The organism is Serratia sp. KH_031, assembly GCF_057839655.1.
In genome coordinates this window covers 4,290,463-4,316,242 of sequence record NZ_CM174496.1, presented here as the reverse complement: position 1 = coordinate 4,316,242, position 25,780 = coordinate 4,290,463, and the positions used below count along the sequence as shown (strand labels likewise).

25 protein-coding genes and 1 CRISPR repeat array are annotated in these 25,780 nt (G+C 49.6%); of the genes, 10 read left to right on the top strand and 15 right to left on the bottom strand.

The window, feature by feature from the left end; all coding sequences use genetic code 11:
- Positions 1-83: 83 nt before the first annotated feature.
- Positions 84-1,106: a luciferase-like monooxygenase gene (locus AC3ISQ_RS19450; RefSeq protein ID WP_489349161.1), complete on the bottom strand. Its 1,023-nt coding sequence runs from the start codon at positions 1,104-1,106 to the stop codon at positions 84-86.
- A 215-nt stretch (positions 1,107-1,321) separates the two neighbouring features.
- Here AC3ISQ_RS19450 and AC3ISQ_RS19445 point away from each other — a divergent pair, with 215 nt between their 5' ends.
- The 4 genes from AC3ISQ_RS19445 (at position 1,322) to AC3ISQ_RS19430 (ending at position 7,718) form a co-directional block, all read left to right on the top strand.
- A complete protein-coding gene (locus AC3ISQ_RS19445; protein ID WP_489349159.1) occupies positions 1,322-2,293 on the top strand; it encodes an HlyD family secretion protein in 972 nt (323 codons plus the stop codon).
- Positions 2,275-3,426, top strand: coding sequence for an ABC transporter permease (locus tag AC3ISQ_RS19440; protein ID WP_489349157.1), 1,152 nt, complete (start codon positions 2,275-2,277; stop codon positions 3,424-3,426). Before AC3ISQ_RS19445 ends, AC3ISQ_RS19440 begins: the two co-directional genes overlap by 19 nt.
- Positions 3,426-4,565, top strand: coding sequence for an ABC transporter permease (locus AC3ISQ_RS19435; protein WP_489349156.1), 1,140 nt, complete (start codon positions 3,426-3,428; stop codon positions 4,563-4,565). Before AC3ISQ_RS19440 ends, AC3ISQ_RS19435 begins: the two co-directional genes overlap by 1 nt.
- 147 nt (positions 4,566-4,712) lie before the next feature.
- Positions 4,713-6,120: direct repeats of the CRISPR family, unit length 28 nt; unit sequence GTTCACTGCCGTACAGGCAGCTTAGAAA.
- Between the two features lie 314 nt (positions 6,121-6,434).
- Positions 6,435-7,718 (top strand): RidA family protein, encoded by a 1,284-nt coding sequence (locus AC3ISQ_RS19430; RefSeq protein WP_489349154.1) that lies wholly within the window; start codon positions 6,435-6,437, stop codon positions 7,716-7,718.
- A 75-nt stretch (positions 7,719-7,793) separates the two neighbouring features.
- Here AC3ISQ_RS19430 and AC3ISQ_RS19425 read toward each other — a convergent pair whose 3' ends face one another.
- The gene (locus tag AC3ISQ_RS19425; RefSeq protein ID WP_489349152.1) at positions 7,794-8,672 is read right to left on the bottom strand and encodes a U32 family peptidase; all 879 of its coding nucleotides are present in this window, start codon (positions 8,670-8,672) and stop codon (positions 7,794-7,796) included.
- Positions 8,673-8,683: 11 nt separating this feature from the next.
- The gene (ubiU, locus tag AC3ISQ_RS19420) at positions 8,684-9,679 is read right to left on the bottom strand and encodes a ubiquinone anaerobic biosynthesis protein UbiU (protein WP_489349151.1); all 996 of its coding nucleotides are present in this window, start codon (positions 9,677-9,679) and stop codon (positions 8,684-8,686) included.
- A gap of 249 nt (positions 9,680-9,928) precedes the next feature.
- Here ubiU and ubiT point away from each other — a divergent pair, with 249 nt between their 5' ends.
- Positions 9,929-10,450: a ubiquinone anaerobic biosynthesis accessory factor UbiT gene (gene ubiT / locus AC3ISQ_RS19415; protein ID WP_489353395.1), complete on the top strand. Its 522-nt coding sequence runs from the start codon at positions 9,929-9,931 to the stop codon at positions 10,448-10,450.
- Entirely contained in the window at positions 10,444-10,947 is a 504-nt protein-coding gene (locus AC3ISQ_RS19410; RefSeq protein ID WP_489349149.1) for a GNAT family N-acetyltransferase, read from the top strand. The genes ubiT and AC3ISQ_RS19410 overlap by 7 nt, the downstream gene beginning before the upstream one ends.
- Here AC3ISQ_RS19410 and AC3ISQ_RS19405 read toward each other — a convergent pair.
- Positions 10,934-11,203, bottom strand: coding sequence for a GIY-YIG nuclease family protein (locus AC3ISQ_RS19405; protein WP_489353393.1), 270 nt, complete (start codon positions 11,201-11,203; stop codon positions 10,934-10,936). The genes AC3ISQ_RS19410 and AC3ISQ_RS19405 overlap by 14 nt on opposite strands.
- A 474-nt stretch (positions 11,204-11,677) precedes the next feature.
- On the opposite strand from AC3ISQ_RS19405, the gene AC3ISQ_RS19400 reads away from it, so the two are divergent.
- Entirely contained in the window at positions 11,678-12,106 is a 429-nt protein-coding gene (locus tag AC3ISQ_RS19400; RefSeq protein WP_489349148.1) for a YhbP family protein, read from the top strand.
- A gap of 69 nt (positions 12,107-12,175) precedes the next feature.
- Here AC3ISQ_RS19400 and AC3ISQ_RS19395 read toward each other — a convergent pair whose 3' ends face one another.
- From AC3ISQ_RS19395 to AC3ISQ_RS19370, 6 genes are all read right to left on the bottom strand, one after another.
- Positions 12,176-13,555 carry a sugar porter family MFS transporter gene (locus AC3ISQ_RS19395; protein WP_489349146.1) on the bottom strand — a complete coding sequence of 460 codons (1,380 nt, stop codon included), beginning with the start codon at positions 13,553-13,555 and terminating at the stop codon, positions 12,176-12,178.
- The gene (gene rbsD, locus AC3ISQ_RS19390) at positions 13,552-14,070 is read right to left on the bottom strand and encodes a D-ribose pyranase (protein WP_489349144.1); all 519 of its coding nucleotides are present in this window, start codon (positions 14,068-14,070) and stop codon (positions 13,552-13,554) included. The genes AC3ISQ_RS19395 and rbsD overlap by 4 nt, the downstream gene beginning before the upstream one ends.
- A gap of 73 nt (positions 14,071-14,143) precedes the next feature.
- Positions 14,144-15,526: a sugar porter family MFS transporter gene (locus AC3ISQ_RS19385; protein WP_489349142.1), complete on the bottom strand. Its 1,383-nt coding sequence runs from the start codon at positions 15,524-15,526 to the stop codon at positions 14,144-14,146.
- Between the two features lie 14 nt (positions 15,527-15,540).
- A complete protein-coding gene (locus AC3ISQ_RS19380; RefSeq protein ID WP_489349140.1) occupies positions 15,541-16,506 on the bottom strand; it encodes a 1-phosphofructokinase family hexose kinase in 966 nt (321 codons plus the stop codon).
- Positions 16,503-17,846 carry an FGGY-family carbohydrate kinase gene (locus AC3ISQ_RS19375; RefSeq protein ID WP_489349138.1) on the bottom strand — a complete coding sequence of 448 codons (1,344 nt, stop codon included), beginning with the start codon at positions 17,844-17,846 and terminating at the stop codon, positions 16,503-16,505. Before AC3ISQ_RS19375 ends, AC3ISQ_RS19380 begins: the two co-directional genes overlap by 4 nt.
- A 16-nt stretch (positions 17,847-17,862) precedes the next feature.
- Positions 17,863-19,260, bottom strand: coding sequence for an FAD-binding oxidoreductase (locus AC3ISQ_RS19370; RefSeq protein ID WP_489349136.1), 1,398 nt, complete (start codon positions 19,258-19,260; stop codon positions 17,863-17,865).
- Between the two features lie 171 nt (positions 19,261-19,431).
- Between AC3ISQ_RS19370 and AC3ISQ_RS19365 the strand changes: the two genes are divergently transcribed.
- The 3 genes from AC3ISQ_RS19365 (at position 19,432) to AC3ISQ_RS19355 (ending at position 22,035) form a co-directional block, all read left to right on the top strand.
- Positions 19,432-20,280 (top strand): class I fructose-bisphosphate aldolase, encoded by an 849-nt coding sequence (locus tag AC3ISQ_RS19365; protein ID WP_489349134.1) that lies wholly within the window; start codon positions 19,432-19,434, stop codon positions 20,278-20,280.
- An 18-nt stretch (positions 20,281-20,298) separates the two neighbouring features.
- Positions 20,299-21,261 (top strand): YhfZ family protein, encoded by a 963-nt coding sequence (locus AC3ISQ_RS19360; RefSeq protein WP_489349133.1) that lies wholly within the window; start codon positions 20,299-20,301, stop codon positions 21,259-21,261.
- 132 nt (positions 21,262-21,393) lie between these two features.
- Positions 21,394-22,035, top strand: coding sequence for an NAD(P)H-binding protein (locus tag AC3ISQ_RS19355; RefSeq protein ID WP_489349131.1), 642 nt, complete (start codon positions 21,394-21,396; stop codon positions 22,033-22,035).
- On the opposite strand, the gene phnP is transcribed toward AC3ISQ_RS19355, so the two are convergent.
- The 5 genes from phnP to phnL are packed head-to-tail and all read right to left on the bottom strand — an operon-like array spanning position 22,025 to position 25,775.
- Positions 22,025-22,774, bottom strand: a complete 750-nt coding sequence (gene phnP / locus AC3ISQ_RS19350) for a phosphonate metabolism protein PhnP (RefSeq protein ID WP_489349129.1) — start codon at positions 22,772-22,774, stop codon at positions 22,025-22,027. The two genes, AC3ISQ_RS19355 and phnP, sit on opposite strands and share 11 nt — an antisense overlap.
- Positions 22,775-22,782: 8 nt before the next feature.
- Positions 22,783-23,385 carry a DapH/DapD/GlmU-related protein gene (locus AC3ISQ_RS19345; RefSeq protein ID WP_489349127.1) on the bottom strand — a complete coding sequence of 201 codons (603 nt, stop codon included), beginning with the start codon at positions 23,383-23,385 and terminating at the stop codon, positions 22,783-22,785.
- Positions 23,382-23,945, bottom strand: a complete 564-nt coding sequence (phnN, locus tag AC3ISQ_RS19340) for a ribose 1,5-bisphosphokinase (RefSeq protein ID WP_489349125.1) — start codon at positions 23,943-23,945, stop codon at positions 23,382-23,384. Before phnN ends, AC3ISQ_RS19345 begins: the two co-directional genes overlap by 4 nt.
- Entirely contained in the window at positions 23,945-25,081 is a 1,137-nt protein-coding gene (gene phnM, locus AC3ISQ_RS19335; protein WP_489349123.1) for an alpha-D-ribose 1-methylphosphonate 5-triphosphate diphosphatase, read from the bottom strand. The genes phnN and phnM overlap by 1 nt, the downstream gene beginning before the upstream one ends.
- On the bottom strand, positions 25,071-25,775 hold the full coding sequence (gene phnL / locus AC3ISQ_RS19330) for a phosphonate C-P lyase system protein PhnL (RefSeq protein WP_489349121.1): 705 nt from the start codon (positions 25,773-25,775) through the stop codon (positions 25,071-25,073). The genes phnM and phnL overlap by 11 nt, the downstream gene beginning before the upstream one ends.
- Positions 25,776-25,780: the final 5 nt, after the last annotated feature.

Sequence of the window (25,780 nt, the reverse complement as noted above, 5' to 3'; positions counted from 1 at the left end):
TGGCTTTTCAACAAGATGGTCCGTACCTGCTATATGAGCCAGCGCTAGAGCTAAAATGGGCACCTTTGCAGTGCCCATGCACCTTACCCTTTCACCAAGTCACTTTTTACTTTCGCAACGATCTCAAAAGAATCCAGACGAGACTGATGGTCAAAAATTTGGCCGTTAATCATAATCTCATCGGCATCGGTTTCTCGTAGCAGTGTTTGCAAACCATGGCGCACAGTGCTTTCACTACCGATAATCGACATCCGCAATGCTTGTTCGACGCCATATTGCTCACCAGCGGTCCATAACGTGTGAATATCTTCTACTGGTGGTGGCAACGGGCCCGGAGAGCCGCGACGTAGGTTAATAAACTGCTGCTGCATCGAGGTGAATAAGAAACGTGCATCGCGATCACTCTCGGCGGCGACCACGTTAACGCATACCATCGCATGAGGTTGCGGCCAACGTTCGGAAGGTTGGTAGTTCTCCCGATAGAGGTTCAGCGCTTGGAACAACATATCCGGAGCGAAGTGTGACGCGAAGGCAAACGGCAAACCCAGCTGTGCCGCCAATTGCGCGCTATAGAGACTGGAACCGAGTAGCCAGATTGGCACATGTAATCCTTGCCCCGGCACTGCTTGTACCGCCTGACTGGGTTGAACCTCAGCAAAATAGTGCTGAAGTTCCTGCACATCACGCGGGAAACTATCTTCGCTACCGTTAGAAAGATGGCGACGTAATGCCATCATGGTGCGCTGATCGGTCCCCGGTGCACGGCCCAACCCCAGATCAATACGGCCTGGGTAAAGCGATTCCAGCGTACCGAACTGCTCGGCAATCACCAAAGGCGCATGGTTAGGCAGCATCACGCCACCAGATCCTAGTCGAATGCTTTGCGTACCAGCGGCCAAGTAACCCAGCAGCACAGACGTTGCCGCGCTGCCGATACCGGTCATATTGTGGTGTTCTGCCAACCAATAGCGCTGGAAGCCCCATTTTTCAGCATGTTGTGCTAAATCTAAAGAAGCATGAAAAGCATCGCGTGGCTTGGCACCTTGCGGGATAGGGGAAAGATCGAGTACCGAAACGGGTATAGATTGAGTCATTTTATCGTCCATTAATTGCTAAGTGTTGGATCGCTTAAAGGGCGATTGCAGAGATCTGCAAACTAAAACGAAATGCGCTTTTAGTGTTAAAAGCATAATGCAAATTAAGCTTACAAATTGAGATATAAATGCTCGTGGTATATTTAGTTGTAAACACATTTTTTTATTAAGAGACATAGGGATATGAAGATTTTCATCTGTTATTCACCCTGTAGGGAATGGGCGTCATGAAGAAAAAAACGTTATTTACCCTACTGCTGGTAGTGATTGTTATCGCGATGGCAGTGCTATTTCGTGCTCACAATCAGTACTTGTTGTTACAAGGGGAAGTTGACGCCCCGGAAGTGATCGTGGCTTCAAAAGCCAAGGGGCGGGTGATTGAGCGTTTGGTTGAGCGGGGTGATGATGTCAAAGCTGGGCAGGTGTTGATCCAGCTCGATAGCCCAGAATTGATGGCACAATTACGTTCGGCACAGGCCACGCGAGACGAGGCTAAAGCCCAACTAGCACAATCATTGAATGGCACTCGTGAAGAAAGCATCCGCAATCTACGTGCGAATTTGGCACAGACCGAAGCGGAACTGCGCAACGCTCAACATGATTACGATCGTAACTTGAGTGTGGCGGGTAAGGGCTATATTTCTAAATCTGAGCTGGATAGCTCTCGTCGTTCCCGCGACACGGCTTTCCAGCAGGTACAAGCCGCGAAAGCCAATCTGGATGAAGGTATTAACGGCGATCGCATCGAACTACGGCAGAAATATGCCGCCGCGTTACGTGCCGCGGAAGAGGATCTATTGGAGGTTCAGGCGCAGACCGACGATCTCCAAGTGAAAGCCCCAGTCGATGGCGAAGTCGGGCCGATACCGGCGGAAGTTGGGGAACTGCTCAATGCCTCTAGCCCGTTGTTAACGCTCATCCGTTTACCGGATGCCTATTTTATCTTTAACTTGCGTGAAGACATTTTGGCCCATGTGCGCAAAGGGGACAAAGTCAAAGTGCGAATTCCGGCGCTGAAAGATCACATCATCGAAACCGAAGTGCGCTATATCGCCCCGTTGGGTGATTACGCGACGAAACGCGCCACCCGTGCGACGGGGGATTTCGATCTGAAAACCTTTGAAGTGCGTTTGTATCCATCGCAACCCGTGGAAGGTTTGCGCCCAGGGATGAGCAGCTTATGGCAATGGCAAGAGTAAAGGCTGGCTGGCGTTGCTTCAGTGGTTCCTTTAGTAGCGAATGCCGCATCGCTTTCCGCAAACCGGTGATCCACTGGCTCTGCTGGTTGTTTCCTTTGCTGCTATTCGTCCTGATTAGCAGTAATTTCTCGGAAGGCACGTTGCTGGATCTGCCTGTATCGGTGGTCGATAACGATCATAGCTCGTTGTCGAAATCCTTGGTACGCAAACTGGATGCGGGTTCTCACGCCCATGTTGAAGCCTTTGATGGGGGTTTGGCTGAGGCTCGCCGTCGTCTGAGCAGTGCGCAAGACTATGCCTTGCTGTATGTGCCACCGAATTTCGAAGCTAACGCGCTGGCGGGTAAGCAGCCGAGTATTGTGCTGTATTACAACGCTTTATTTTATGGGGCGGGATTGTATGCCACTCAGGATTTCAGCGGTTTGATGACTGAGGTAAACAGCAACACCCGTTCGATTATTGCGGGGGCAATGGGCAAACCGTTACCGCCATTGGCGGATGTGACGCTGAACTACGGTAGCTTGTTCAACGCCAGCGGCAGTTATATCTATTACCAGCAATTTGCCGCCACCATCCACTTGCTGCAACTGTTTGTCGTCACCTGCATGATTTACGTCATGGCGCGCGCTAAGGCGTTACTAAAAGCCAAACCTTTTGGATTGGCACTGCTGGGTAAACTCGCGCCTTATACTCTGTGTTTTACCAGTTTACTGATGGTGGAAATCGCCGCATTGGTGTGGTTTTTCGATGCTCGTGTCAGCGGTAATCCTTTATTTATGTTGTTGATTGGCTTCTTTTACGTGATGGCTGCACAAAGTATTGGCTTGGTGTTATTTACCTTCACCTCTAATTCGATCACGGCCTATAGCTTGATCGGGATTATCGTCAGTATCGCGATGACTTTTTCCGGTATGGCGGTACCCGAACTTTCGATGCCTCTGCCTGCTCGCATCATCTCCAACATTGAACCATTGACTCACGCGTTGTATGCGATGTTTGACGTATTTTTACGACAGGTACCAGCCAGCGCAATATTCAGCGTTTGTGCGTTGTTGTCGGTATACCCGCTGATCGCGGCATGGTTAGTGCGTAACCGATTATTGAAACGTTTGGCGAAGGAGGCTCCAATCTGATGAAAATCTATTGGCAAACCTTTAGCCGCGTGTTGATGAGCATGTTGGAAAAACCGATGTGGTTGATGTTGCTCCTGTCGCTGTGCGTCACCAGTCTTGTTTATGTCAATCGCACGGTGTGGGATCTGCCGGTGGCGGTGATCGATCAAGATCACAGTACGGCGAGTCGCCAACTGATTCGTCAACTGGACGCCACTTCGAAGATCGCCATCTTAACGTATGACAATCTGGCAGAGGCGCAACGGGATCTAGGTTGGCGTAAGTTGTTTGCGGTGATCATCATGCCAGTGGATCTGGAAAAGAAGATCCTGCACGGTGAGAACATCGTGCTCCCGGTGTTTGGTGATGCCACGAACCGACTGGCAAACGGTCAAATCCAACAAGACGTGGTTGCCGCCTATCAACAGTTGCTGACTCAATACAATACCGAATTGCTGCTCCGTAGTGGTTTTAGCGTACGACAGGCAGAAGTGATCCTGACGCCTATTCGCGGACAAGCATTGGATGTGTTCAATCCCGGCATCAGTTTCGCGGCGATTACTTTCCCCGGTCTACTGGTCATGCTGTTACAGCACTCACTGCTGATTGCCTGTGTACGCGTCAGCATTGTTATGAGCAGTACACCGAGCGGCAAACCGTCGATCCCGGTCTATCTTGGAGGACTTTCGGCGTTGTTACCGATTTGGCTGTTCTTGTCGATAGTGTTGTTTGTGCTGTGGCCGTGGGTGCTGGGTTATCGCCAAACGGCAGCAATCTCAGAGATCTTATTGCTGACTTTCCCGTTCCTGCTAGCGGTACTCGGTTTGGGGAAATTGATCACCGAATGTATGCGCAGCATAGAAATGATCTACCTGACACTGGCATTTGTGACCACTCCGGTATTTTACCTATCCGGTACTATTTGGCCATTGCAAGCGATGCCCGGTTGGGTGCGCACGATTTCTTCGATGCTTCCCTCCACTTGGGCGACCAAGGCGATTGCAGGCGTTAACCAATTGGGTTTACCGCTACGCGATGTTTGGGGGGATGTTTCGATGTTACTGTTATTAGGTGCAATTTATACCCTGATCGGTATTGGTGTCGGGTTTGTGCGTAGCAGCGTGGTACTGAGGAGCTTGTCTCGCCGTAAGGGAGCATAGGTACGTTCTTATCAATAAACCCTTTTTTATCGCTGTGTTCTAACTTATTGATTTTACGATATGGAAATTCGCTCTGCAAAAAAGGGTTTTTGGGTAAAAAATAGCGTTTATCTTTTGGTGATAGAGGGTTAAGGTGAAACCGCAACAGTTCACTGCCGTACAGGCAGCTTAGAAAATACCAAGCCTCGCATCTGCGGGGTTTTTTATGTTCACTGCCGTACAGGCAGCTTAGAAAAATCAGCAGCATCGAACACCGGCTACCAATCAGTTCACTGCCGTACAGGCAGCTTAGAAAGTTAATGCCTGCTGCTATCCCATCCGCATCCGGTTCACTGCCGTACAGGCAGCTTAGAAATTGGAATGGAGGGGTGACTACAGCATCATGCCGTTCACTGCCGTACAGGCAGCTTAGAAAATTTCCAATGTCAGCTAGAATCTTCTTGATGTGTTCACTGCCGTACAGGCAGCTTAGAAAAAGGAATGGATAAGTCACTGATTGTAATCAACGTTCACTGCCGTACAGGCAGCTTAGAAAATGTGGAATGGTGCACATACTTAGAGACAACGGTTCACTGCCGTACAGGCAGCTTAGAAATATCAGCTTAAAATCAATTAAGCCTAAAGCTTGTTCACTGCCGTACAGGCAGCTTAGAAATGAGCCGTAACGCTGTAGCGCTGCTTTCTCTGGTTCACTGCCGTACAGGCAGCTTAGAAATGCTCCACCAGCGATGCAAGCCATACGTCATTGTTCACTGCCGTACAGGCAGCTTAGAAAGTGGTTTGATACCCCCAGCTTGGCAGCGCGTCGTTCACTGCCGTACAGGCAGCTTAGAAACGAATGAAGTGGCTGTGTCTCTCTGTTCTGCAGTTCACTGCCGTACAGGCAGCTTAGAAAAGATTCAGGCTTGCTGCAATCTGGTTCTGTTGGTTCACTGCCGTACAGGCAGCTTAGAAACAGTTAATCGGAAGGGCGTTCTCTTGTGCGAAGTTCACTGCCGTACAGGCAGCTTAGAAAAAGGAAAACCATCGCAACAATAAGGGAGCTGTGTTCACTGCCGTACAGGCAGCTTAGAAAGCGTTCGACTCGCTGGACATGGTGGGCAAGCAGTCCACTGCCGTACAGGCAGCTTAGAAAATCACATTGCCCGACACAAACAATTGACTAGAGTTCACTGCCGTACAGGCAGCTTAGAAAAAAGTAATACCAAACTTCTGGCTCATTATTGCGTTCACTGCCGTACAGGCAGCTTAGAAACCCATCACCCCGCTATTTCGCCAACGCATCGAGTTCACTGCCGTACAGGCAGCTTAGAAAACCTGCACCCAGTCAACAACTAATAGTAAAGCGTTCACTGCCGTACAGGCAGCTTAGAAATTCAAATTTGGTGCCGCAGAATGGGCAGAAGTGTTCACTGCCGTACAGGCAGCTTAGAAAGATTGCCCAGCACTTGAACCTGACGAGTAAACGTTCACTGCCGTACAGGCAGCTTAGAAATGCGTCGCACCACCCATCAATGTTCATTCTCAGTTCACTGCCGTACAGGCAGCTCAGAGCTCACCCAATACACCTGAGCTATCAATAACATTATCAAAGTGATATTTTTCTGTTGAAGGCGTGATAGTGAAGAGATATTTTCTGAACCCTTATCACTAATTTAATCATGTCATTGATAGTGATTCCCATCATTGCAGGAGGATGGGAAAAGTAGATCCTAGATTAATTCGGCATACCTCACGTTTTTTCTTCTCAAAAACAAAAGTGGCTTAATACTGGCCTGATTGTTGCTTTTGTCTGTGCTAAGAGTTTGAACTACGCGTGCGCGATTTAGTTTATCTATTAATAATATATATAAAAGGGAATTAATCATTATGAGCGGCTATAACGCAGTGTTAGCAAGAAATACGGAAAATGCGCCAAAAAGTCTGGGGAAATACTCACAAACGGTCGCTTTCTCTCATTACAATAACTTTTCAGCTCAACTACCTATCGATCCAATCTCGGGTAAATTAGTCTCTGGTGGTGTAAAAAATCAGGCTGAGCAGTGTTTTAAAAATATCAAAGCGGTTATAGATAGCATCGGCCACATTATGAATGACGTGGTTAAAATCACGGTGTTCGTTAAAAATATCAAAGACATTGATGTTATAGATGAAGTGTATAAAACCTTCTTCACCAGCTACGTTCCTACACGGACGATAGTCGCCGTTGCCGCTTTGCCTATGGATGCTTTGGTGCAAGTTGAAGCACTTATTTCAAACGGTGAAGGGACAATTCCCAATGCTCCACAAGCAGGCGATCTCATAAAGCTGATAAATAACACACCAAATGCGCCAACAAGCCCTCTATCTGCGCAAGCCGTTGCTTTTTCTCATTACAATAACCTTTCTGCTCAGCTACCTATCGATCCAAAGTCTGGTCGATTGGTATCGGGTGGTGTAAAAGAGCAAACAGGGCAGTGTTTAAAGAATATCAAGGCAATTTTAGAAAGTATCGATGTTCCTTTTGACGATATTGTGAAGGTGAATATCTTCCTTAAAAACCTCGCGGATATTGAAGCTGTAGACGAAGTGTATACAACCTTTTTCCCAGACTCGGCGATTGCCAGAACCGTCGCTTATGTTCCTGCAAGAACAACCGTTGCTGCTTCAGCGTTGCCGATGGATGCTTTAGTGCAAATCGAAGCCGTAATCTCACACGGCGATGGCACACCGCCACAAGTGGTTGAAGACCGACATGGGTTGATCGTAGAAGCCAACAATACTGACAACGCCCCGAAATGCGCTCTACATACACAAACGGTCGCTTTCTCACATTACAACCACCTTTCCGCTCAATTACCGTTAGATCCTAAGACTGGTAAAGTAGTTGCTGGTGGAATAAAAGAGCAGGCAGGGCAGTGCTTAAAAAATATCAAAGCGATAGTAGAAAGTATCGATCACGTTATGGCTGATGTGGTTAAAGTAAATATATTCCTTAAAAATATTGCAGATATTGATGCGGTAGATGAAGTCTATGCAACCTATTTCCCTGGCGGTATTCCCGCACGTAGAACTGTTGGCGTATCCGCATTACTTAACGATGCTTTAATCCAAATCGATGTGGTTTTATCTAACGCCGAAGGAACGCCACCAATAAAATCAACTGATCGGTAAAATTGATTAAACGTGGCTTTGGGGATAACTAAAATAGACAGCAAAGGTGTTATTTCCTTTGCTGTCTATGAATCATTACTGCACCAATTCTAATCCAGCCACTTTTCTCCAGTAGCCATTACAATCAGCATGATTGGTTAACGCCAGCGGCTGTGTGCCTTGTTCATTGGCGCGGAAATCATCAATTAGCGCCAATGTTTCACGGTCTTGCGGTGACAAACGCACAATATCCACCAGCCCTTGCATACTGCTTAGCTCGTTACCGAGGTTATAGCAGTAGCCACTCATGGTTTGGATGCCGTTCAACACGAAGACCTGCTGATTCTCTTGCGAGCGCATCATTCGGCCTTGTGGATACTTAATACAGCAGGTTTCACACTCGTCTTTGCCTCGATTCTCTGAACGGGCGGTAAAACAACGGGCGGAATAGGCCAGCGGCAAATAACCATAAGCCAATACTTCGACTTCAAATTGATTGCGAAAACCTAGCTCTTCGCACTGCGTGAGTAGATTACTCAACCAATCGCGCGACAGCTCTACCGGCATACACCAGCGCGTCATGCCTTGTTTGTGCAACACACGTAACGTATAGGCGTTGTAGCAGTTCAAAGCGTGCCCAGCGACAAACGGTAAACCGCGTTCTGCCGCCATGTTTACCGTACCGAGGTCATTGGCCTCGATCAAAAACTCCCCATTCTCAACATAGCGTTTTAGCTCGTTCAGCTCGGAAGGGGCTTGCAACAGCGCGAGTGTAGAAATCACCACCTGCTTGCCTGACTTGGCAACTTCCTGCGCTAATGCTAACCAGTCGCCCACCTTCATCTCGCGCCGCTTGGTGCACACGCTCTCGCCCAAATAGATGATATCCGCGCTGCTGTTGACGGCTTGCTGATAGAAAGTTTCTATCTCAGTTTTCGGCCAGTAATAGAGCACCGAACCTAATGCGTATTTCATGCGTCCTCCAACTACTGCCATTTACGGTGATAAGCACCGAGCGTGGTTTGCGTGCCCTCAGCCATTGAACCCAGTGCTTCCATCCAAGCCGTATCGGCCTGATAGGCTGCGGGGTTGGCTTTGCAACGGTCGATTGCCTGTCGCCAGACGCGCGCTACTTGGCTCACATACGCCGGGCTGCGCTGGCGTCCTTCAATCTTCACCGAGGCAATATTGGCGGCGAACAGTTCAGGCAGTAGCTCTAGCGTATTCAGACTGGTAGGTTCTTCCAGCGCGTGATAACGCACGTCATCCACCAGATAACGGCCTTTACACAACGTGGGATAACCGGCGTTTTCATTATCCTGATAGCGATCGATCAGCACGTCGTTGAGTCGAGATTCCATACCTTGTGGTGTTTGTTGCCAACGCACATAGCGTGCTGGAGAGCAGGCACCGACGGTATTGGGCGATTCACCGGTCAGATAGGAGGAAAGATAGCAGCGACCTTCGGCCATAATGCACAGGCTGCCGAAAGCGAAAACCTCCAGCGGTACTGGACTCGTACGAGCCAACTGTTTTACCTGGTGCATCGACAACACGCGTGGCAACACCACGCGATCGACAGCAAAATTACGCTGATAGAAACGAATGGCCTCTTCGTTGGTCGCGGAAGCCTGTACAGAGACATGGCGCTCCACTTGCGGATAATGTTCTGCGGCGTATTCCAACATAGCCAGATCGGCCAAGATCAGTGCATCGGCACCCAGTTGCGCCGCCATGTCTACCGCACGTTGCCAGCGGGAAAAACCATCTGGGTGGGCGAATGTATTGATTGCAATGTGTAATTTACGATTATGGCGATGGACGTAATCTACCGCTTCCTGCAATTTCTTCTCGGTGAAGTTCAGCCCGGCAAAATGGCGCGCATTGGTATCATCTTTCAGACCGATGTAAACGGCGTCTGCACCATTATCCACCGCGGCTTTCAAGGCCGGCAGATTACCGGCGGGACAAAGCAGCTCCATAGATTTTCCTGACTCAGCGGGACGCTGTGATAATTGTTGCTAGCTATGTATTTCAGCCAGCAATTATTTAAACGGGTGGGTGATTTTAGTGAAACCACGGTTAACAGGTTTTGATTTAAGGCAGTTTCTGGCGTATTGATAGGGTTGATGTACTGAGTAGGAAATTCACTATTTGTTGATATAGACCGCTGAAGCCTTGCGCCAATGTGGCAAAATAGCGGCAGACTGTGTTGAAAGGAGTAAATGACTGTGTTGGAAAAACTACGAGCACGCATTGTGCGTCAGGGGCCGTCGCTGCTGCGCGTACCGTTAAAATTCACGCCGTTTGCTCTGCAACGTCAAGTGTTGGAACAAGTACTGAGCTGGCAGTTTCGTCAGGCACTGGCAGATGGCGACTTAGAGTTTTTGGAATCGCGTTGGTTGAAGATAGAAGTGCGTGACTTGGCTCTGCACTGGTTTATGACGGTAGAAAACGACAAACTGGTGGTCAGTCAACATGCGCAGGCTGATGTCAGTTTCAGCGGTGATGCCAATGATTTGATACTGATCGCTGCGCGTAAACAAGATCCTGACACTTTGTTCTTCCAGCGTCGGTTGCAGATTGAAGGGGACACCGAATTGGGTCTGTATGTGAAAAACTTGATGGACGCGATTGATCTGGACACCATGCCAGCGCCGCTGCGCATCGGGTTATTACAACTGGCCGACTTTGTTGAAGCAGGCTTGCAGGAGGGCGCGGAGAATAGTTCCCGCGCGGCGGTATTATGTTGATTCGTATAGAAATTGCGGTAGATGCACCAGGGATCGATGCGTTGTTGCGCCGCAGCTTTGAAGGGGATGGCGAAGCCGATCTGGTGCAGCAATTACGTGAAGACGGTTTGCTGACTTTGGGCATCGTCGCCACCGATGATGAAGGTGGTGTCGTGGGTTATGCCGCATTCAGCCCGGTAGATGTGGAAGGTGAAGATCGTCAATGGGTTGGCTTAGCGCCGTTGGCGGTTGATGAAGGCTTGCGTCGTCAAGGATTAGGCGAAAAGTTGGTATATGAAGGGCTGGATACGTTGAACGAGTTCAGCTATGCCGCAGTCGTGGTATTGGGTGATCCGGCTTATTACGGGCGTTTTGGTTTTAAACCTGCTGCTGCTTTCGATCTCCGTTGTCGTTGGCTGGGTACTGAAGCCGCATTCCAAGTTTATCCGCTGGCGGAAGATGCCTTAAATGGTGTTACCGGGCTGGTGGAATACTCCGAGCCATTTAATCGGTTTTAACTTCTGGCAATAAATACTCCAATGAGAGAGGCGGGTGAAGAACCAGTCTCTCTTTTTGTTTTTTACTTAACTGCTTAACTCGATATTCCAACCGCAACGCTAACGAGCGATCTCCAACTTGGCAGTGGAACACCAGCGTTAATTCCCCTTTACCACGCAAGGCCTTGGCTCCTTTTCCCGCCTGATGCTGCGCCACACGCCGCGCTACATCGGTCGTGATGCCGGTATACAACATGCCATTGGGCAAGCGCAGCATATAGAGATGCCAAAGCGTTTTTTCTTCCACAATCAATGTCTTCTTATTCAAATCAGAACCGCAGGTACTATATGCACCTCCGTCGTCATTCTGAACCCTTTTTTGGCGAGGTTGATTAACTGTTTGATTTATAAGTAGATTGATTGGTGGTTTGAAAAAAGGGTTTTTGCGATAGTTTGCATAAAAGCTTCCAATAATCAGCCGATTGGCTGTAGTCTTTAACAGTTCACTGCCGTACAGGCAGCTTAGAAAATTAACCAATACCCGGCAGTATTGCAGATAATGTTCACTGCCGTACAGGCAGCTTAGAAAATTCGGGCGCTTAACCAATGCTTTTGGATTTGTGTTCACTGCCGTACAGGCAGCTTAGAAATCACTGCGCCATCACGATGATATGAGCGCGGTGTTCACTGCCGTGCAGGCAGCCCCAAAAACGTAGTACTCTAGTCAACTATCTCTGCACCTAGGAATCCCATGACTTCCGATCAACAACACATCATCCATTTCTTGCATAAACAACATGTCCTCACCTTATGCGCAGGCAACGGTCTCGACATGTGGTGTGCCAGTTGTTTTTACGTCTTCGACGCCGAACGGATGGCGTTGTGGTTGATGACCGAGCCGCATACTCGCCACGGTGAGTTAATTCAGCAAAACCCTAACGTCGTCGGCACCATTGTGCCGCGCCCGAAAACTATCGCGTTGATTAAAGGTGTGCAGTATCGCGGGGAGATAACCCGCTTAAGTGGCGATGATGATGTATTAGCGCGAGCGCGTTATTGCAAGCGTTTCCCCGTTGCTAAGGTAATGAAAGCGCCAATTTGGCAATTAGATTTGCTCGAAGTGAAAATGACCGACAATACCCTCGGCTTTGGCAAAAAGCTGCATTGGGCTCGGGATTGACGGCATTTTCTTATACGGTTTTTGACAGCCTAAGTGACCTTTGTGGAAGGCATTATTTTGAACAACTCTTTAGTTTTTACACATCTCCGTACTAATTTGTTCCAGAGACTTATCTTTAGTTTCTATCACAAAAAAGACATTGAGGAAAAACCACAATAAGCAACATAAGCCATATAAAAAGAATGGGAAGCTGCCATTGAATAAGTCATTCAATATCACACTGTTAGTTAACATCGGAAATGTCTGTGAAACAATAAAACTACCCGTCCAGATAAGAAACGTGGCCCAAGACATCAACTTATCACGAATGAGGTTTGGAGATAGCTCAGGGATGATTATCCATAAGATGGGCCCGACCGTTCCGCCAAAAAATAGAATGTAAATAATCATCAGCCCTAGCATGAAAATACTCGTCACGCCCATCCAGATTAGAATCCCGAGCAATGTTATGCTTAAAAAGCAAACAAATGAACCGATGATAAGGAGTTTTCTACGACCATATTTTTCAACACGATAAACCGCCCATACTGCTGCAGCAAAGAAGGCAATACCAATGATAATTTGCTGGTAATAGGCAGTTTTTGCAGTGGCAATTCCCATGTTCTCAAACAGAACGTTACCATAATATAATATAGCGTTAATACCACAAAGATTAGCCAGTAACGCCATGGTAAGAATGATGAATGAAACTCTTCGATATTTTTTTGAAAATAATGACGTATTGTTTTTTGCGGTACTCTTAGCCAAGAAAGACTCTTTTATCTCGGCAATGGCTGCTTGACTGTCATAGTTATCGCCATTCACATACTTTAGAATATCGTTAGCTTCTGCCTCACGGTTTTTATTGATTAACCAACGGGGTGATTCAGGTAAAAAACATGCGAGGATCATAAATAATAATCCGGGAATCGCCATCGCACCTAACATAAATCGCCATGAATAGTTTGTTCCCCATTCGGGGTCTGGTATCCAAGTGGCAACTAGCGCATTGACTAAATAGACCGATAAAATACCAAATGCGATCATCATCTGATAAAAACCTAATGTCTTTCCACGGATTCTTTGGGCTGAAATCTCACCGATATACATCGGTGCAGCGGCTGAGCCTAAACCAACGCCAATGCCACCAATAATTCTGAAGAGTATAAACATGGTGAAGTTATAGGGAAAGGCGGTGAATATGCCAGCCAGAAATACCAATACGCCAGTAATGATAAGGGATTTTTTTCTACCGAGTGAGCGTGTAATAAATTGCCCACTAAAAGCACCTATCATGAAGCCAAGTACAACAGAAGAAACCGCCCATCCGGTGCCAATGGCATCAAGCATAAAGTATTTACTGATGTGAGATATGGCGCCGGAAACTACTGCAGAGTCAAAACCATATAATAACCCTGCTAATGAAGCAATAAGCGCTATTTTGTAGCTCATATTATGGGTTGTATTCATTTTTTACACCATCCCGTTAGTTTTTTTATTCTGGGCACTGCTTTATTTTTTATACGGTTAGAACGCTCAACATATTCAGGAATGATTTTCATGGTATCATCAAACCAAGCATCAGGATCTGTACTAGCCACTAATCCAAAGTTACCCCATGGCATCAATGATCCGGATCGAATAATAAATTTGGCTTGACTGTAGATATCGGAAACAAGTTTCTCATGGGGAATTAATGTAAAGTCCGCACCGGAACTGGTAAATATATCGGTTACGCTATCCAAAAGATGAGGGTTGTTATTTTGTACTTCCTCAGCGAAAATAACATTCTCAATAAAGATTTCCCGCCGCAGAGCACGTAGTATTTCAAGTAAATCCACACTGCCGGAGCAGAAAGCTAGATCGATTCTATTAGCATCTGCAGGAATAGGCGCTCCTGCATCAGTGACTAGCACAATATCGCCATGTCCTAAACTTGCTAAAGCGGATGCAATTTGTGGGTGCAATATTTTTCCATGCTGCATAAATATATCTCCTGATGTTGTAGGGTTATTATTTACTGGGTGCTATTGATTATTTTTATGTTTTTTATTAATTCTATTTGCCATGCATTTCTAACTCGATCTCTTCAAGTGTTTTTCCTTTGGTTTCCGGTACCATCGTGATAACGAAAATTAATGCGATGACAGATATTCCAGCGAAAATAAAAAACGTGTTAGCGGCATTGATGTTTTCCACTAATATTGGGAAAAAGCGAGAAACAAAAAAGTTCCCACCCCAGAGTGCAAAGGTGGCGATGGAAACTGCAATGCCACGGACATGAACCGGGAATATTTCAGAAATAATCACGTAGGCGACGGTACCGTATGAAACGGCGAATATCGCGACATAAGCAAGAATACAAATTAACAGCAAAGTCGTGTGCGTTTCGCTAGCGCGGAACAGCATCCCGATGGCGCTTAGGGTGACGGCCATACCGACAGAGCCAAAAAGCAGTAATGACCGGCGACCGACTTTATCGATTATCCACATGGAGACCAGTGTAGAGATCACCAGCATGACGCCAATCAGTACAGTAAAGGACATCGCACCGCTAACATCGACTCCCGCTGTTTTAAAAATCTCTGGTGCATAGTAAAAAATAGCGTTGATACCGGTGATTTGCTGGAACAGTGCCACGCCAAAACCAATCATCAGCGCCTTACGCAGTCGTGGTTTGAACAGTTCACTCAGCCGTGATAAGTGCTCGCTCTGCAGGGCAGATTTAATCGCCTTAAACTGTTCTTTGGCGGTGGCCTCGTCCGGGTTGATTGTACGCAAAACATCTAGACCCGCTTCATCACGCCCTTTACTCACCAACCAACGTGGGCTTTCTGGAACTTTAATGAGTAGAAATAAAAATACGATCCCCGGTACGATACCGGTGGCAAAAATAATTCGCCAGCCATGTTCAATATTCCAGGCTTCGCTGGCACTGCTGGCGATAATTGCCGCAATAGAAAATATCGCTAGGTTACCGATGCAATTAAATAACTGATTGAGCGATACCAACCGTCCCCGAATGTGTGCCGGTGAGACTTCGGCAATATAAAGAGGAGCCACCGTGGTTTCCAAACCAATGCCGATGCCCACAAGAATGCGGTACCACACCAACATTTCAGCAGAGGTTGCCATCGCCTGCCCCAACACCCCAAAGATAAAAATGAGGGCGGTTATCAGCAGGACTTTTTTACGGCCAATAACATCTGACAGAGTGCCGGCCAGAGCAACACCAATGATACACCCGATAATAATAGAGGAAGTCACCCAGCCGATGCTGTCCGCATCGAGTGCGAACTTGCTTTGCAGGAAACCCACTGAACCCGAAATACTGCCGTTATCAAAACCAAACAAAAATCCACCGATGGCGGTAACGAACGAAATCAACATAACGTTACGCATCCAGGCATTTTTTGCTGTGACATGTGCATGACTGACCATAATACTCTCCGTTATCAAGCGGGTGAGCGTTGCTGGGGAGAAATAGCGCGTACTGCGCAGCGTTGTTGTAATTCGAAAAGAGAGATGCCGCTGGCAAGGCCTGCTGTCGGGTTGGCTGCGTTGGCCGCACCGCAAGCAGCCGCAAATGTCAGGTGTTCCACCCAGCCGGATTCGGGGCGAGCGAGTAGGCTGGCGATAAGCCCAGCACAATAAGCATCACCCGAGCCCACTGGACTGAGGGTATTGATGGTAGGAGAGATAATTTCGTAATCACCGTCTGGTGTCAGTGCCAGCGTAGGTTGCTGCCCATTGGTGATTATCACGCAGCGAACCCCCTGTGCCAGCCAGTCGCCGGGGAGGTTAAGATCCGAATTTTCTCTAGCCTGTTGCAATTCATCGCGGTTGATTTTGATGATGTCGGGTAGCGCTGCAGCAGACAGCAATAACGCCGAACCTTGGGTATCGAGCAGTGAGATCACACTTTGTCTGCGCGCCTGTGAAATCCAGTGGCCATACTCGTCCGGCATCAAATTTTTCGCCAGTGAACCGGTACAGATAACGGCACTGGCTTGCTGCATTTCATCGGCGAGCATGTCGTGTAGCTTGGCGAGTTCTTCGGGCTGAATCTCCGGCCCGGCGGCGTTATATACACTGGCCTTTTCGGGCGAGGTTTGCTCCGTTACCACTTCGCAAATACGGGTGTTGGCGGCGATGCTGCACCAGCGTCCTACCAGTTGCTCCTGTGCCAGTAGTTCCCGACATAGATTGCCGGTTGCGCCACCGAGAAAACCAACCAGTAATGGCGTTGGGGAATTGTCTAATTGCGATCTCAGTTGCTGCAGAACCCTCGCAACATTCACGCTCTTGCCACCCGCCAGTGTTTTGTCGTCTAGCAGACGATGTACTTGCCCAAGTTGTTGTTTATCCACCAGCAACAGTCGTTCGATAGCCGTATTGAGTGAGGCGATAATCACGTTCACAGGCGGTCCTCCTGGTTCGTGGCGATAAGCCAGCTTTCGCGAGCAATGGTCGCGGCACCCATCGCAACAGGCTCGGCGAGCTTGGTGACGAAAAGTGGCATCTGCCAGCGACGTTTGCGGTGTTCCAGCATTTCTTGGCGTTGGAACAAGGATCCCATCAATACGGCATCTTGCGGACGGATCCCCCCGATTTCGCACATGTGGGTAAGCAGCAACCAAGCACGATCGGCGATGTGATTAAGCGTTGCCTGAACGAGGTCCACTGGCTGAACACCCGCATTAAGATGGTGTAATGAAAACAACCCCAAGGTTTCATCGTCATTAACGGAAACCGACAGTCCTGACGTGCGGCTTTCCTGAAGTAACTCACTGAAAAGCAGGTCGTAATTGCCCTGATACAGTAGCTCCGCCAGCGTCTGGATAATTTTCCCTGAAGGGGTAGCGCAGCCCATCACATATTCACCCGGCTGCCAGGTGCGTTCGATATCCACGCCCAATTGCCAGGCAATAGCGGAATCTGAGAAATGAGGTGTCAGTACCATCAGATATTCCGATGTACCGATCGAGTCGAAAACATTTGTGGGTTGGTGGCTTTGCACCGCCCAGGCACCGATTATTTGATCGTGCCCACCAATAAACACGCAAGCTCCGGGATACAGTGCAACGTCGGGGAGGCTTTTTGCGATAATTTCTCCACAGCACTCTCCGGTATCGGCGATCTTCGCGAACAGTTCTGGCCTCAGTTCGAGTTTTTCCAGCGTTGGCTCATGCGGGCGCATAGATTTGAGATCGATACACTGTGAATGCGTGATCTGCGAACTGCTGGCTCGCCACTCTCCGGTTAAACGCCACATCACATAACTGCCAAAGTCGACCCATTGTGCGATTTGCTGCCAGATATCCTGATGATGTTTACAGATCCAACTCAGCCGTTCGGGGCTCTGATTTGGACGCGAGCGCATACCGGAGACCGCGTAGTGTTCCTGGCTATCCAGCCATTGGTGGGTCTCAATATCCAATGCCGCCTGTGGATAGTTTTCCCACCACGCCAGAGAAGGGTAGATAACATCGCCATTTGCATTGACGGCCACCGACTCTTCTTGGCCAAATGTCCCTATTGAGATTGCTGCAAGTGTGCCACAGGCTTTTGCTTCACTGCGTGAATATTCAGTAATCAGTGCTGCCAAGGTCTGCCACACCACTTGCGCATCATGAAAGGTCAGTCCATCACGCGAAGTGACGGGAGTTCGGCACTTTCTTACCGCCAGCAGCTCGCCTTCCTCGCTGATACCGATAATTTTTATATGGGTTGTGCCGATATCAATGCCAAGAAACCACATTATGATGATCCCCTAGTTATAGCCCCAGCTTGCCGGGATTGAGAATACCGTTAGGATCGAGCGCGTGTTTTACCCGACGTAGCAGTAAATGCGCGGATCCCAGTGACTCACGGGCGTAAGGGGAGCGTACCAGCCCGCCACCATGGTGGTGCGACAGTTCAGCCTTGTGTTCAAGGCAAACACGCATGGTTTGCTGCCAAATAGTGCGTAGTTTTTCCACCGCCTGCTGGTCAGTTTCTTCCTGCCCCAGCAGGATCATGTACATGGATGTACCTTGGGGATAGACGTGGGAAAAGTGTGATAGCACCTCACCGGCTAGCGGTGTCAATATTCTATTCAAGTCGTGATATAGACTGGCGATACCATCCCAGGTATGGGCAACTTCAATGGTTTCAGCAAAGCCCCCGGTGGTATCGAGCAGTTTTTCCACCGTTGAAAAGTCAAAACGTCGATCCATCCATTTCAGCACGCCTTCGCAGCCGAGCGATTTCCCGCCGTGGCGAGAAACCAAAGTCATAAAGGCATTCATTTCTGCATGAGCCACCGCCTCGACACCTTGGGTGCCAAGAAACATCACGGGTTTATCCTGCGCAGGGTTTTGCATGGCGTGGCGGGCTTCAGCAGTGTCATACAAGCGAAGTAGGAAAGGGCGCAACCCGGCCATAGCCTGTTCGCGCATAATGTTCAGCCCTGCTTCAATAGAGGGCAACTCCAGCGTGTCGTAAAGGCGTGTTTGCGGTAACGGGAATATTTTCAGTTGTACGGAGGTCACGACGCCAAGCGTTCCTTCTGCGCCAATAAATAACTGGCGCAAATCTGGCCCCATCGCGGCGCGTGGCGAGGCTTTCAAGCGCACGCGTTCACCGGTCGCAAGGATGACGGTGTAGCCCGTTATCAGGTCTTCAATCCCTCCGTAGTAAGACGAAAATTGCCCGGTCGCCAGTGTTGATAACCAACCGCCGACACTTGATTGATAAAGCGATTGCGGTGAATGACCTAATGTCCAACCCATCAGTTGGAGCTCATCTTCCAGTTTTCCGCCGTTGTAACCGCTGGAAACCTCCACCGTCATATTGGTGATATTGATTTCCCGTCCCTGTGTCATCTCGCTGAGATCCAGTACGATCCCCCCATGGGTTGGCAAAGGTTGCCCGGTAACAGAAGAGCCCAATGCACGTGGTGTGACCGGAATATCGTGAGCGGTTGCCAGTGCCAGAACCTGTTGAATTTGCTGTTCATCAGTGACCTTTACCACAACATCGGCCTGATAATCATGGCACCCTAAGCGCTTGAGTTTGGTGGATAGCGGCCAGGTATCGTGGCTTGATGCCACAAGCGTATCGCTGTCGGTCAACACCTGCTGTTCGGGCAAGGTATTTCTCAGCGCGCTAATGAGAGAGGAAATGTTGGACATAGTGGCTCCTGCTTTACCGCTTTTTTAGAGAATTCCCTGTCGTATTAGTGAGACGAAAAACGTACAGGGCATATTTCGTTGACATCATGTTGATGGCTAATATACGATCAATTTGCAAAAAGCTGCAAATTGCATTTAATTGAATTTATCAACTTTGTGAAGGAGATCAACATGGATTCCCGTACCGGAAAAGCGATTCGATTAGGACGTATTTTGCGCCCGGAGACAGGGTGTGCGGTCGTTGTCGCAGCTTCTCACGGCGTAATGGCTGGCCCTCCATCTGGCCTGAAAACACGCAGTGAAATTGAATCGGTCTTTACTCAATTACGTGGTGCTGATGGTGTCATGGTGTCACCTGGGATGATCCCACTGGTTGAAAAAACCTATGTGGGCCGTGACCGACCGGGACTGATTCTTCACCTAGACTGGAAGAACCATGCCCGTAGCATTTATACGCCAGGAAAAGACGGGCGCACTGAAGGCGTACTGGCACAACTTGCTGATATCAGTGAAGTAGCGGCTTGTGGCATCGATGCGGTGATGACCTACATGTATTTGGGGCAAAAAGATACGGCACTGGAGCAAGCAGAGATTATCCGTAACACTCGAATTGCCCGCGACTGTGAACGCCATGGTATTGCGTTGATTATCGAGCCGCGTTCCGCGTTAGAAGGGATTGATCCGGAAGCGCTCAGCGCTAAAGTCATGAGTATGTACTGCCGTATTGCCGCTGATATTGGTGCTGATCTGGTGAAGGCTCTGTGGCCGGGTTCCGTAGAGGCTTTTGCCGCAGTAACAAGCACTTGCTATACTCCTGTGCTACTTGCGGGCGGCGCGGGTGGTGAAGACCCGCACTCCACGCTGCAACTGGCTGCTGATGCCATGCAGGCAGGTGCGAAAGGTGTGATGTTTGGACGACGTATTTTCCGTGCGCAGCAGCCCGCCGGAGTGCTCCGTGCATTGAATGCAGTGGTGCATGAAAATCAGAGCGTTGAACAGGCGTCACGACTTCTGGAATGATAAGCGTCGACGGAAACAATGATGGTGATTACGCACGATATGAAACAGCTCTCTCCTGTGGTATTTATCGCCCGTACTATCATTTCTCTCGGGCCGTCTGGTCGATTACCCATTACTTCTTGGTTTCAGGAAGTGATGGGTATTGGTTCCGGTACGGTGCAAAAAGCGTTACAGGAACTAAAAAAATCTGGCGCAGTGAGTCTTGTTTCCCGTGGTCATCAGGGGACCTTTGTGGTCTCCTGGAATTTCTCCCGACTTTGGGACGCCGCGCGTATGCCACCGGTACATATCCTTCTCCCGCCGCGAGGTTCACAGGAAGCGACTCAGATTGCCAGCGCATTCGCACAGCAGTGCAGCCAGTGGGATATCACCGCGACAGTCAGTTATTTGCGCGGTGCCCATTCGCGGCTTGCGGCTCTGCAAAATGATACCGCGGATGTTGTGTTACTCTCCTCGGGCTCGGCCAAAATGCTGATGGTGGAGCTGCCGGAACAGCATTATGAAATGTTTGATGTTGGCAGTGGCAGTTACTACCGCCCGGAAAGTTTAGTGGTGGTAGAAAAGCGTGGCGTGGTGGCGGTCAACCGGCTCCGAGTGGGTATTGATTACCATTCTAGCGATCATCAGCGGCTGACTCGGGCTCAATTTCCTGAACAAGACTGCGATTATGTCGAAGTGGATTTTACATTGCTGCCGCGTTTGGTTTTTTTGGGCGAAGTGGATACTGGTGTTTGGCACCAAGAAAGTTCGCTTATTCCGCTAGACAAAGTGGGGCTGGATATTCGCCCACTGGATAAACCCCAAGCGCGAGAAATGGCCGACGCTATCTCTAGTGCGGTACTGGTCGTTCGAGCGGCATCGCCGATCGCCCAGTTATTGCGCCAGCTGGATTTTGCCATGCTCAAAAGGCAAGCGGTGCTCCCCTCAGAGGCATCTCACCAGCACTGCAATAACGTACCCGTTGCATTATATTTGCGATAAAACACCAAGTTTATCTGGCTTGGCATCCGACCCAATAAAAGCAGAGATGTTATCGCTTTAGCATAGTTTTTGACCTTATTGATTTTCAAACCCCTATACTAAAAACATCGTAATGAATTCATCGGGGGACATATGGCGCGGGTATTGATTGTCGGAGCCTCTGGGCTAGTGGGGAGCGAGTTGTTGCAACTGTTACTGGCGGATCTTCAGGTGACAAAGGTGATTGCACCGACGCGTAAGCCATTACCCTCGCACGATAAGCTGGATAACCCGGTCGGGGACAGCCTGATGATGTTGTTGATCGGGATGCAACAGCCGATAGACGTGGTGTTTTGTTGTTTGGGTACCACGCGTCAAACTGCGGGTAGTGCTAAAGCGTTTCGCTATGTCGATTATCAATTGGTGGTGGAAAGTGCCCTGACCGGTTTACGTCTCGGTGCGCAGCACTGTTTAGTGGTCAGTGCGTTGGGAGCAAACCCGCGCTCACCGTTCCTGTATAACCGCACCAAAGGCGAGATGGAGCAGACGTTGCAAAATCAAGGCTGGCTACGTCTGACTTTGCTGCGGCCTTCGATGTTGTTGGGAAATCGTCAACCGCCACGTTTGATGGAGCGCATCGCCGCGCCGCTGTTCAAACTTTTCCCTGGCAAGTGGCAGGCTATCGCCGCCAACGATGTCGCTCGAACTATGCTGGAACAGGCATTTAGCCCCGGCAGTGGCGTGAAGGTTTTAGAATCCAACCAGTTACCACGTTATCGCCAACTCACAGACTAACGCTCAGGTTATCGAACGCCAGTTCCAAGCCAGACGGCAATTGATTATCCAGCAACCATAAATCCAGTTTATGACTGATATGCGTCAGCAACGTGCGTTTGGGTTGTAATGATTGTTGAGTGATTTGTGCGCGAGTCAGATCGTTATGATTACGTGGCGCGCTCGGTTGCGGCGGCAGGCTACAATCCAACACCAGCAGATCCAATGCGATATTTTGCAGATAACGTTCGGTTTCCGGTGGCAGGCCGACGGTATCGGTCAGATAGGCCAGTGCTTTATCTTCAGTTTGAATCAAATAACCTTGTGTGAGCTTGGAGTGAACCAGCGGCAGCGGGGTGATACGCAATCCGCCCAGTTCGACGGTTCGAAACGGCAGTAACGGCGGCTGAAAATCTAGAATTCCGGGGTGTTTGAATAGGTCGTCACAGCCTTGTTCGTCCGCCGGGCCATAGACCGGGATCGCATTTCCGCACCCCCAACGCAAAGGAAATAACCCCTGAACGTGATCCATGTGGTAATGTGTCAGTAAAAAACGTTGAATTTCCCCCGCCGAAAAACGTCGCTCCAGTGATGATAATCCCGCATCTAATAACGTCGTCTGCCCTTTAAAACGCAACATCGCGCTGCATGACCGTCGCTGCAACGCTGGCTCACGCCATGCGCGTTGGCATATCAAACAATCACAGCCGAATACCGGTACTTGCTGCGCGCCGCCAGTGCCGAGAAAAGTGAGTTGCATACTCGCTCCTATAAATATTTCTCTGCAAAACTATTGATATCCCGAAAATCTGCCAACCGCTGTCGCAGCGTTTGATGCTGCCAATCCCACCACTGACTACGCTCAATGCGTTCGATCAGGTTGTCGCCAAAACGCATACCTATCTTTTTTGCCGCCACGCCCGCGACGATCGCGTAAGGCTCTACATCTTTCGTCACCACTGCTGCACTACCAATTACCGCACCATTACCGATGTTGACGCCCGGCATCACGATAGCGTTATGACCGATCCACACATCGTGACCGATGGTGACATGTTTTTCACGTCGCCAGTCGAAGAAGGCTTGGTCATCCTCCCCCAAATCATAGTCCGAGGCACGATAGGTAAAATGGTGCTGGGCGATGCGTTGGTAAGTCGGGTGGTTACCCGGATTAATGCGCACGTAGGAGGCGATCGAGACAAACTTGCCGATGGTGGCGTAGTAAATCTGATTATGTCCGGCGGTGTAGGAGTAATCGCCCATAATGACTTCTTCTAGAATGGCATCATCGGCCAGATGCACGTACTGCCCCAGTTGGCTACGGGTGAGAGTCACGTCTTTGCCTATTTTTGGCTGTGCTGCGCAGTTCATGAGGTAACACCTTGTTTTGCCGTGATAGGAAGCAGCGCCAGTAGCGCCGCCAATGTGTGCTCGAGCTCACCGCAGTTATCCAGCAACCGGCAGCCGCTGGGCAGCGTTTTCTGATATTCCTCTGCTCGCGCCAAGCGTCGTTCAATCTGTTCACCCGTCTCGCGTCCGCGCTGTTGTAAGCGCTGGCGCAAAATATCTGGCGTCACCTGTAAACACACCGGTAGCAACTGATTGCCATAGCGTTGTTGTGCCTGCGGCAGATGAGCGCGTGAACCGTTAACCACTACGTCGCTACCTTGCAATAGCCATAAATCGACCTCAATACCGAAAGCATAACGCTGTTGATGCGCCAGCCAGTCGAGGGCGAATAGGCCTTTGGCGCGGCGTTGCAAAAACTCAGGTTCGCTAAGGGCGATATGGTTCTCGCATCCGGCATCGGCTGGGCGCGTGATATAACGGTGTGCCACCAACGGCGCATGATCAGTTTCAGCGCGCAGTGCCGCCAGCAGGCTATCTTTGCCGGAACCGGATGGCCCCATCAGATAGATCAGTTGCGCCATCAGAACACCTGCCTGCCTTCGCGCCAGACGTTTTGCACGTAAATATGCTCACCATGTGGGCGTGCCAGCACCAGATCGGCGCGTAACCCTTCGGCGATCAAACCGCGATCTTGCAGCCCTAACGCACGTGCCGGGTTGCAGGTGATCAAGCGCACGGCGCGCGGAAGATCGAAAGTGTTACGCTCATCGGCGGCGATACGGAAAGCGGCATCCAGCAGGCTGGCGGGATAATAGTCGGAAGAGAGAATGTCCAACACGCCCAAGGCCGCCAGATGATGTGCCGCCACGTTACCGGAATGCGAACCGCCACGCACGATATTGGGTGCGCCCATCAAGACCTGCAATCCTTGTTGGTGCGAGGCGCGAGCGGCGGCTTCGGTGGTGGGGAATTCGGCGATGACGCTGCCTAAAGCACAAGACTCTGCAACGTGCTCGGCGGTGGCATCGTCATGGCTGGCGAGTGAGATCCCACGCGCCCGGCAGTGCGCGGCGATAGCTTCACGATTCGGCGTTGACCAGCGAGCAGAGAGGGCGATCTGTTGTTCTTCGAACTCGCTCATCTCTTTGCCGTTCAGGCCATATTTGCCCTGATAATATTCACGGTACTTTTCCCGCGAGGCGAACTGACGTTGGCCGGGCGAGTGATCCATCAATGAAACCAACGACACACCCGGTTTATCCATCAACTGTTCGAACAGCGGTAAGGTACTGTCGTGCGGCAGTTCGCAGCGTAGATGTAAACGGTGTTCGGCGCGATTCACCCCAGCGCGTTGGCTATGGATGACGGCATCGATCATTTTTTGCAGGTTTTCCAATCGATGGCCACCATCGCGCACATCGCCGATCGCTACTGCGTCTAACACCGTGGTGATGCCGTTAGCGATCATCAGGGCGTCATGGCTGCTCATCGCCGAATGAGCTGGCCAATCGACGTTCGGGCGCGGGGTAAAGAATTTATCGAGGTTATCGGTATGCAGTTCGATCAATCCGGGTAACAGCCAGCCACCTTGCGCATCCATTGCTTGCGGTAATTGGCTCGGAGTGTCACTAAAGCTGCGGATCACCCCGTCGTTCATTTCTAGCGAACCGTTAACGATGTGATCTTCCAGTACCAACTTGACGTTATTAATGATCATGACAGATCTCCTGTGCTTGCATATCGTGCAAACGATCGGCCACTTGATGGCGCACGTTTTCATCATGGAAAATACCGACCACTGCCGCACCGCGCTGTTTTGCTTGTTCTATCAATGCTACGACAGCCGCGCTGTTACGGCTATCAAGCGAAGCGGTCGGTTCGTCCAACAATAAAATAGGATAGTCGTTGATAAAGCCGCGGGCGATGTTGACGCGTTGCTGTTCGCCACCAGAGAACGTAGACGGTGCCAGTTGCCACAAGCGTTGCGGTACGTTGAGATGATTAAGTAAGATCTCGGCACGTTCACGACAAATAGCGCGTTCTATACCTAACTCGAGTAACGGTTGCATCACCACTTCTAGCGCACTGATGCGTGGGATCACCCGTAAAAACTGGCTAACCCAGCCGATGGTATGGCGACGCACCGCTAAAATTTGCCGCGCTTCGGCTTGAACCAGATCCAACCATTGATCCTGATTATTTACCCAAATATGGCCGCTGTCTGGTAAATAGTTGGCGTATAGCGAACGCAGCAGAGTGGATTTACCACTGCCGGAATGACCGTGCAGCACCACGCATTCCCCGGCATCGACGGTCAGATTGGCGTCGTGCAAGACCGGCAGGCGCGTGCCGTGTTGCTGGTGGAGCACAAAGGTTTTACTGAGATGTTCGACTCGAATTTTCGTCTTCATATATT

Bases quoted from the DNA above. Each gene is read 5' to 3' on its own strand.
- AC3ISQ_RS19355 (WP_489349131.1), top strand. From the start codon at position 21,394: ATGGCGCGGGTATTGATTGTCGGAGCCTCTGGGCTAGTGGGGAGCGAG.
- ubiU (WP_489349151.1), bottom strand. From the start codon at position 9,679: ATGGAGCTGCTTTGTCCCGCCGGTAATCTGCCGGCCTTGAAAGCCGCG.
- AC3ISQ_RS19440 (WP_489349157.1), top strand. From the start codon at position 2,275: ATGGCAATGGCAAGAGTAAAGGCTGGCTGGCGTTGCTTCAGTGGTTCC.
- AC3ISQ_RS19425 (WP_489349152.1), bottom strand. From the start codon at position 8,672: ATGAAATACGCATTAGGTTCGGTGCTCTATTACTGGCCGAAAACTGAG.
- AC3ISQ_RS19445 (WP_489349159.1), top strand. From the start codon at position 1,322: ATGAAGAAAAAAACGTTATTTACCCTACTGCTGGTAGTGATTGTTATC.
- AC3ISQ_RS19450 (WP_489349161.1), bottom strand. From the start codon at position 1,106: ATGGACGATAAAATGACTCAATCTATACCCGTTTCGGTACTCGATCTT.
- AC3ISQ_RS19435 (WP_489349156.1), top strand. From the start codon at position 3,426: ATGAAAATCTATTGGCAAACCTTTAGCCGCGTGTTGATGAGCATGTTG.
- AC3ISQ_RS19395 (WP_489349146.1), bottom strand. From the start codon at position 13,555: ATGAATACAACCCATAATATGAGCTACAAAATAGCGCTTATTGCTTCA.
- AC3ISQ_RS19385 (WP_489349142.1), bottom strand. From the start codon at position 15,526: ATGGTCAGTCATGCACATGTCACAGCAAAAAATGCCTGGATGCGTAAC.
- phnL (WP_489349121.1), bottom strand. From the start codon at position 25,775: ATGAAGACGAAAATTCGAGTCGAACATCTCAGTAAAACCTTTGTGCTC.
- AC3ISQ_RS19410 (WP_489349149.1), top strand. From the start codon at position 10,444: ATGTTGATTCGTATAGAAATTGCGGTAGATGCACCAGGGATCGATGCG.
- AC3ISQ_RS19405 (WP_489353393.1), bottom strand. From the start codon at position 11,203: ATGCTGCGCTTGCCCAATGGCATGTTGTATACCGGCATCACGACCGAT.
- AC3ISQ_RS19360 (WP_489349133.1), top strand. From the start codon at position 20,299: ATGATGGTGATTACGCACGATATGAAACAGCTCTCTCCTGTGGTATTT.
- AC3ISQ_RS19345 (WP_489349127.1), bottom strand. From the start codon at position 23,385: ATGAACTGCGCAGCACAGCCAAAAATAGGCAAAGACGTGACTCTCACC.
- phnP (WP_489349129.1), bottom strand. From the start codon at position 22,774: ATGCAACTCACTTTTCTCGGCACTGGCGGCGCGCAGCAAGTACCGGTA.
- AC3ISQ_RS19400 (WP_489349148.1), top strand. From the start codon at position 11,678: ATGACTTCCGATCAACAACACATCATCCATTTCTTGCATAAACAACAT.
- AC3ISQ_RS19375 (WP_489349138.1), bottom strand. From the start codon at position 17,846: ATGTGGTTTCTTGGCATTGATATCGGCACAACCCATATAAAAATTATC.
- rbsD (WP_489349144.1), bottom strand. From the start codon at position 14,070: ATGCAGCATGGAAAAATATTGCACCCACAAATTGCATCCGCTTTAGCA.
- AC3ISQ_RS19365 (WP_489349134.1), top strand. From the start codon at position 19,432: ATGGATTCCCGTACCGGAAAAGCGATTCGATTAGGACGTATTTTGCGC.
- AC3ISQ_RS19430 (WP_489349154.1), top strand. From the start codon at position 6,435: ATGAGCGGCTATAACGCAGTGTTAGCAAGAAATACGGAAAATGCGCCA.
- AC3ISQ_RS19370 (WP_489349136.1), bottom strand. From the start codon at position 19,260: ATGTCCAACATTTCCTCTCTCATTAGCGCGCTGAGAAATACCTTGCCC.
- phnM (WP_489349123.1), bottom strand. From the start codon at position 25,081: ATGATCATTAATAACGTCAAGTTGGTACTGGAAGATCACATCGTTAAC.
- phnN (WP_489349125.1), bottom strand. From the start codon at position 23,945: ATGGCGCAACTGATCTATCTGATGGGGCCATCCGGTTCCGGCAAAGAT.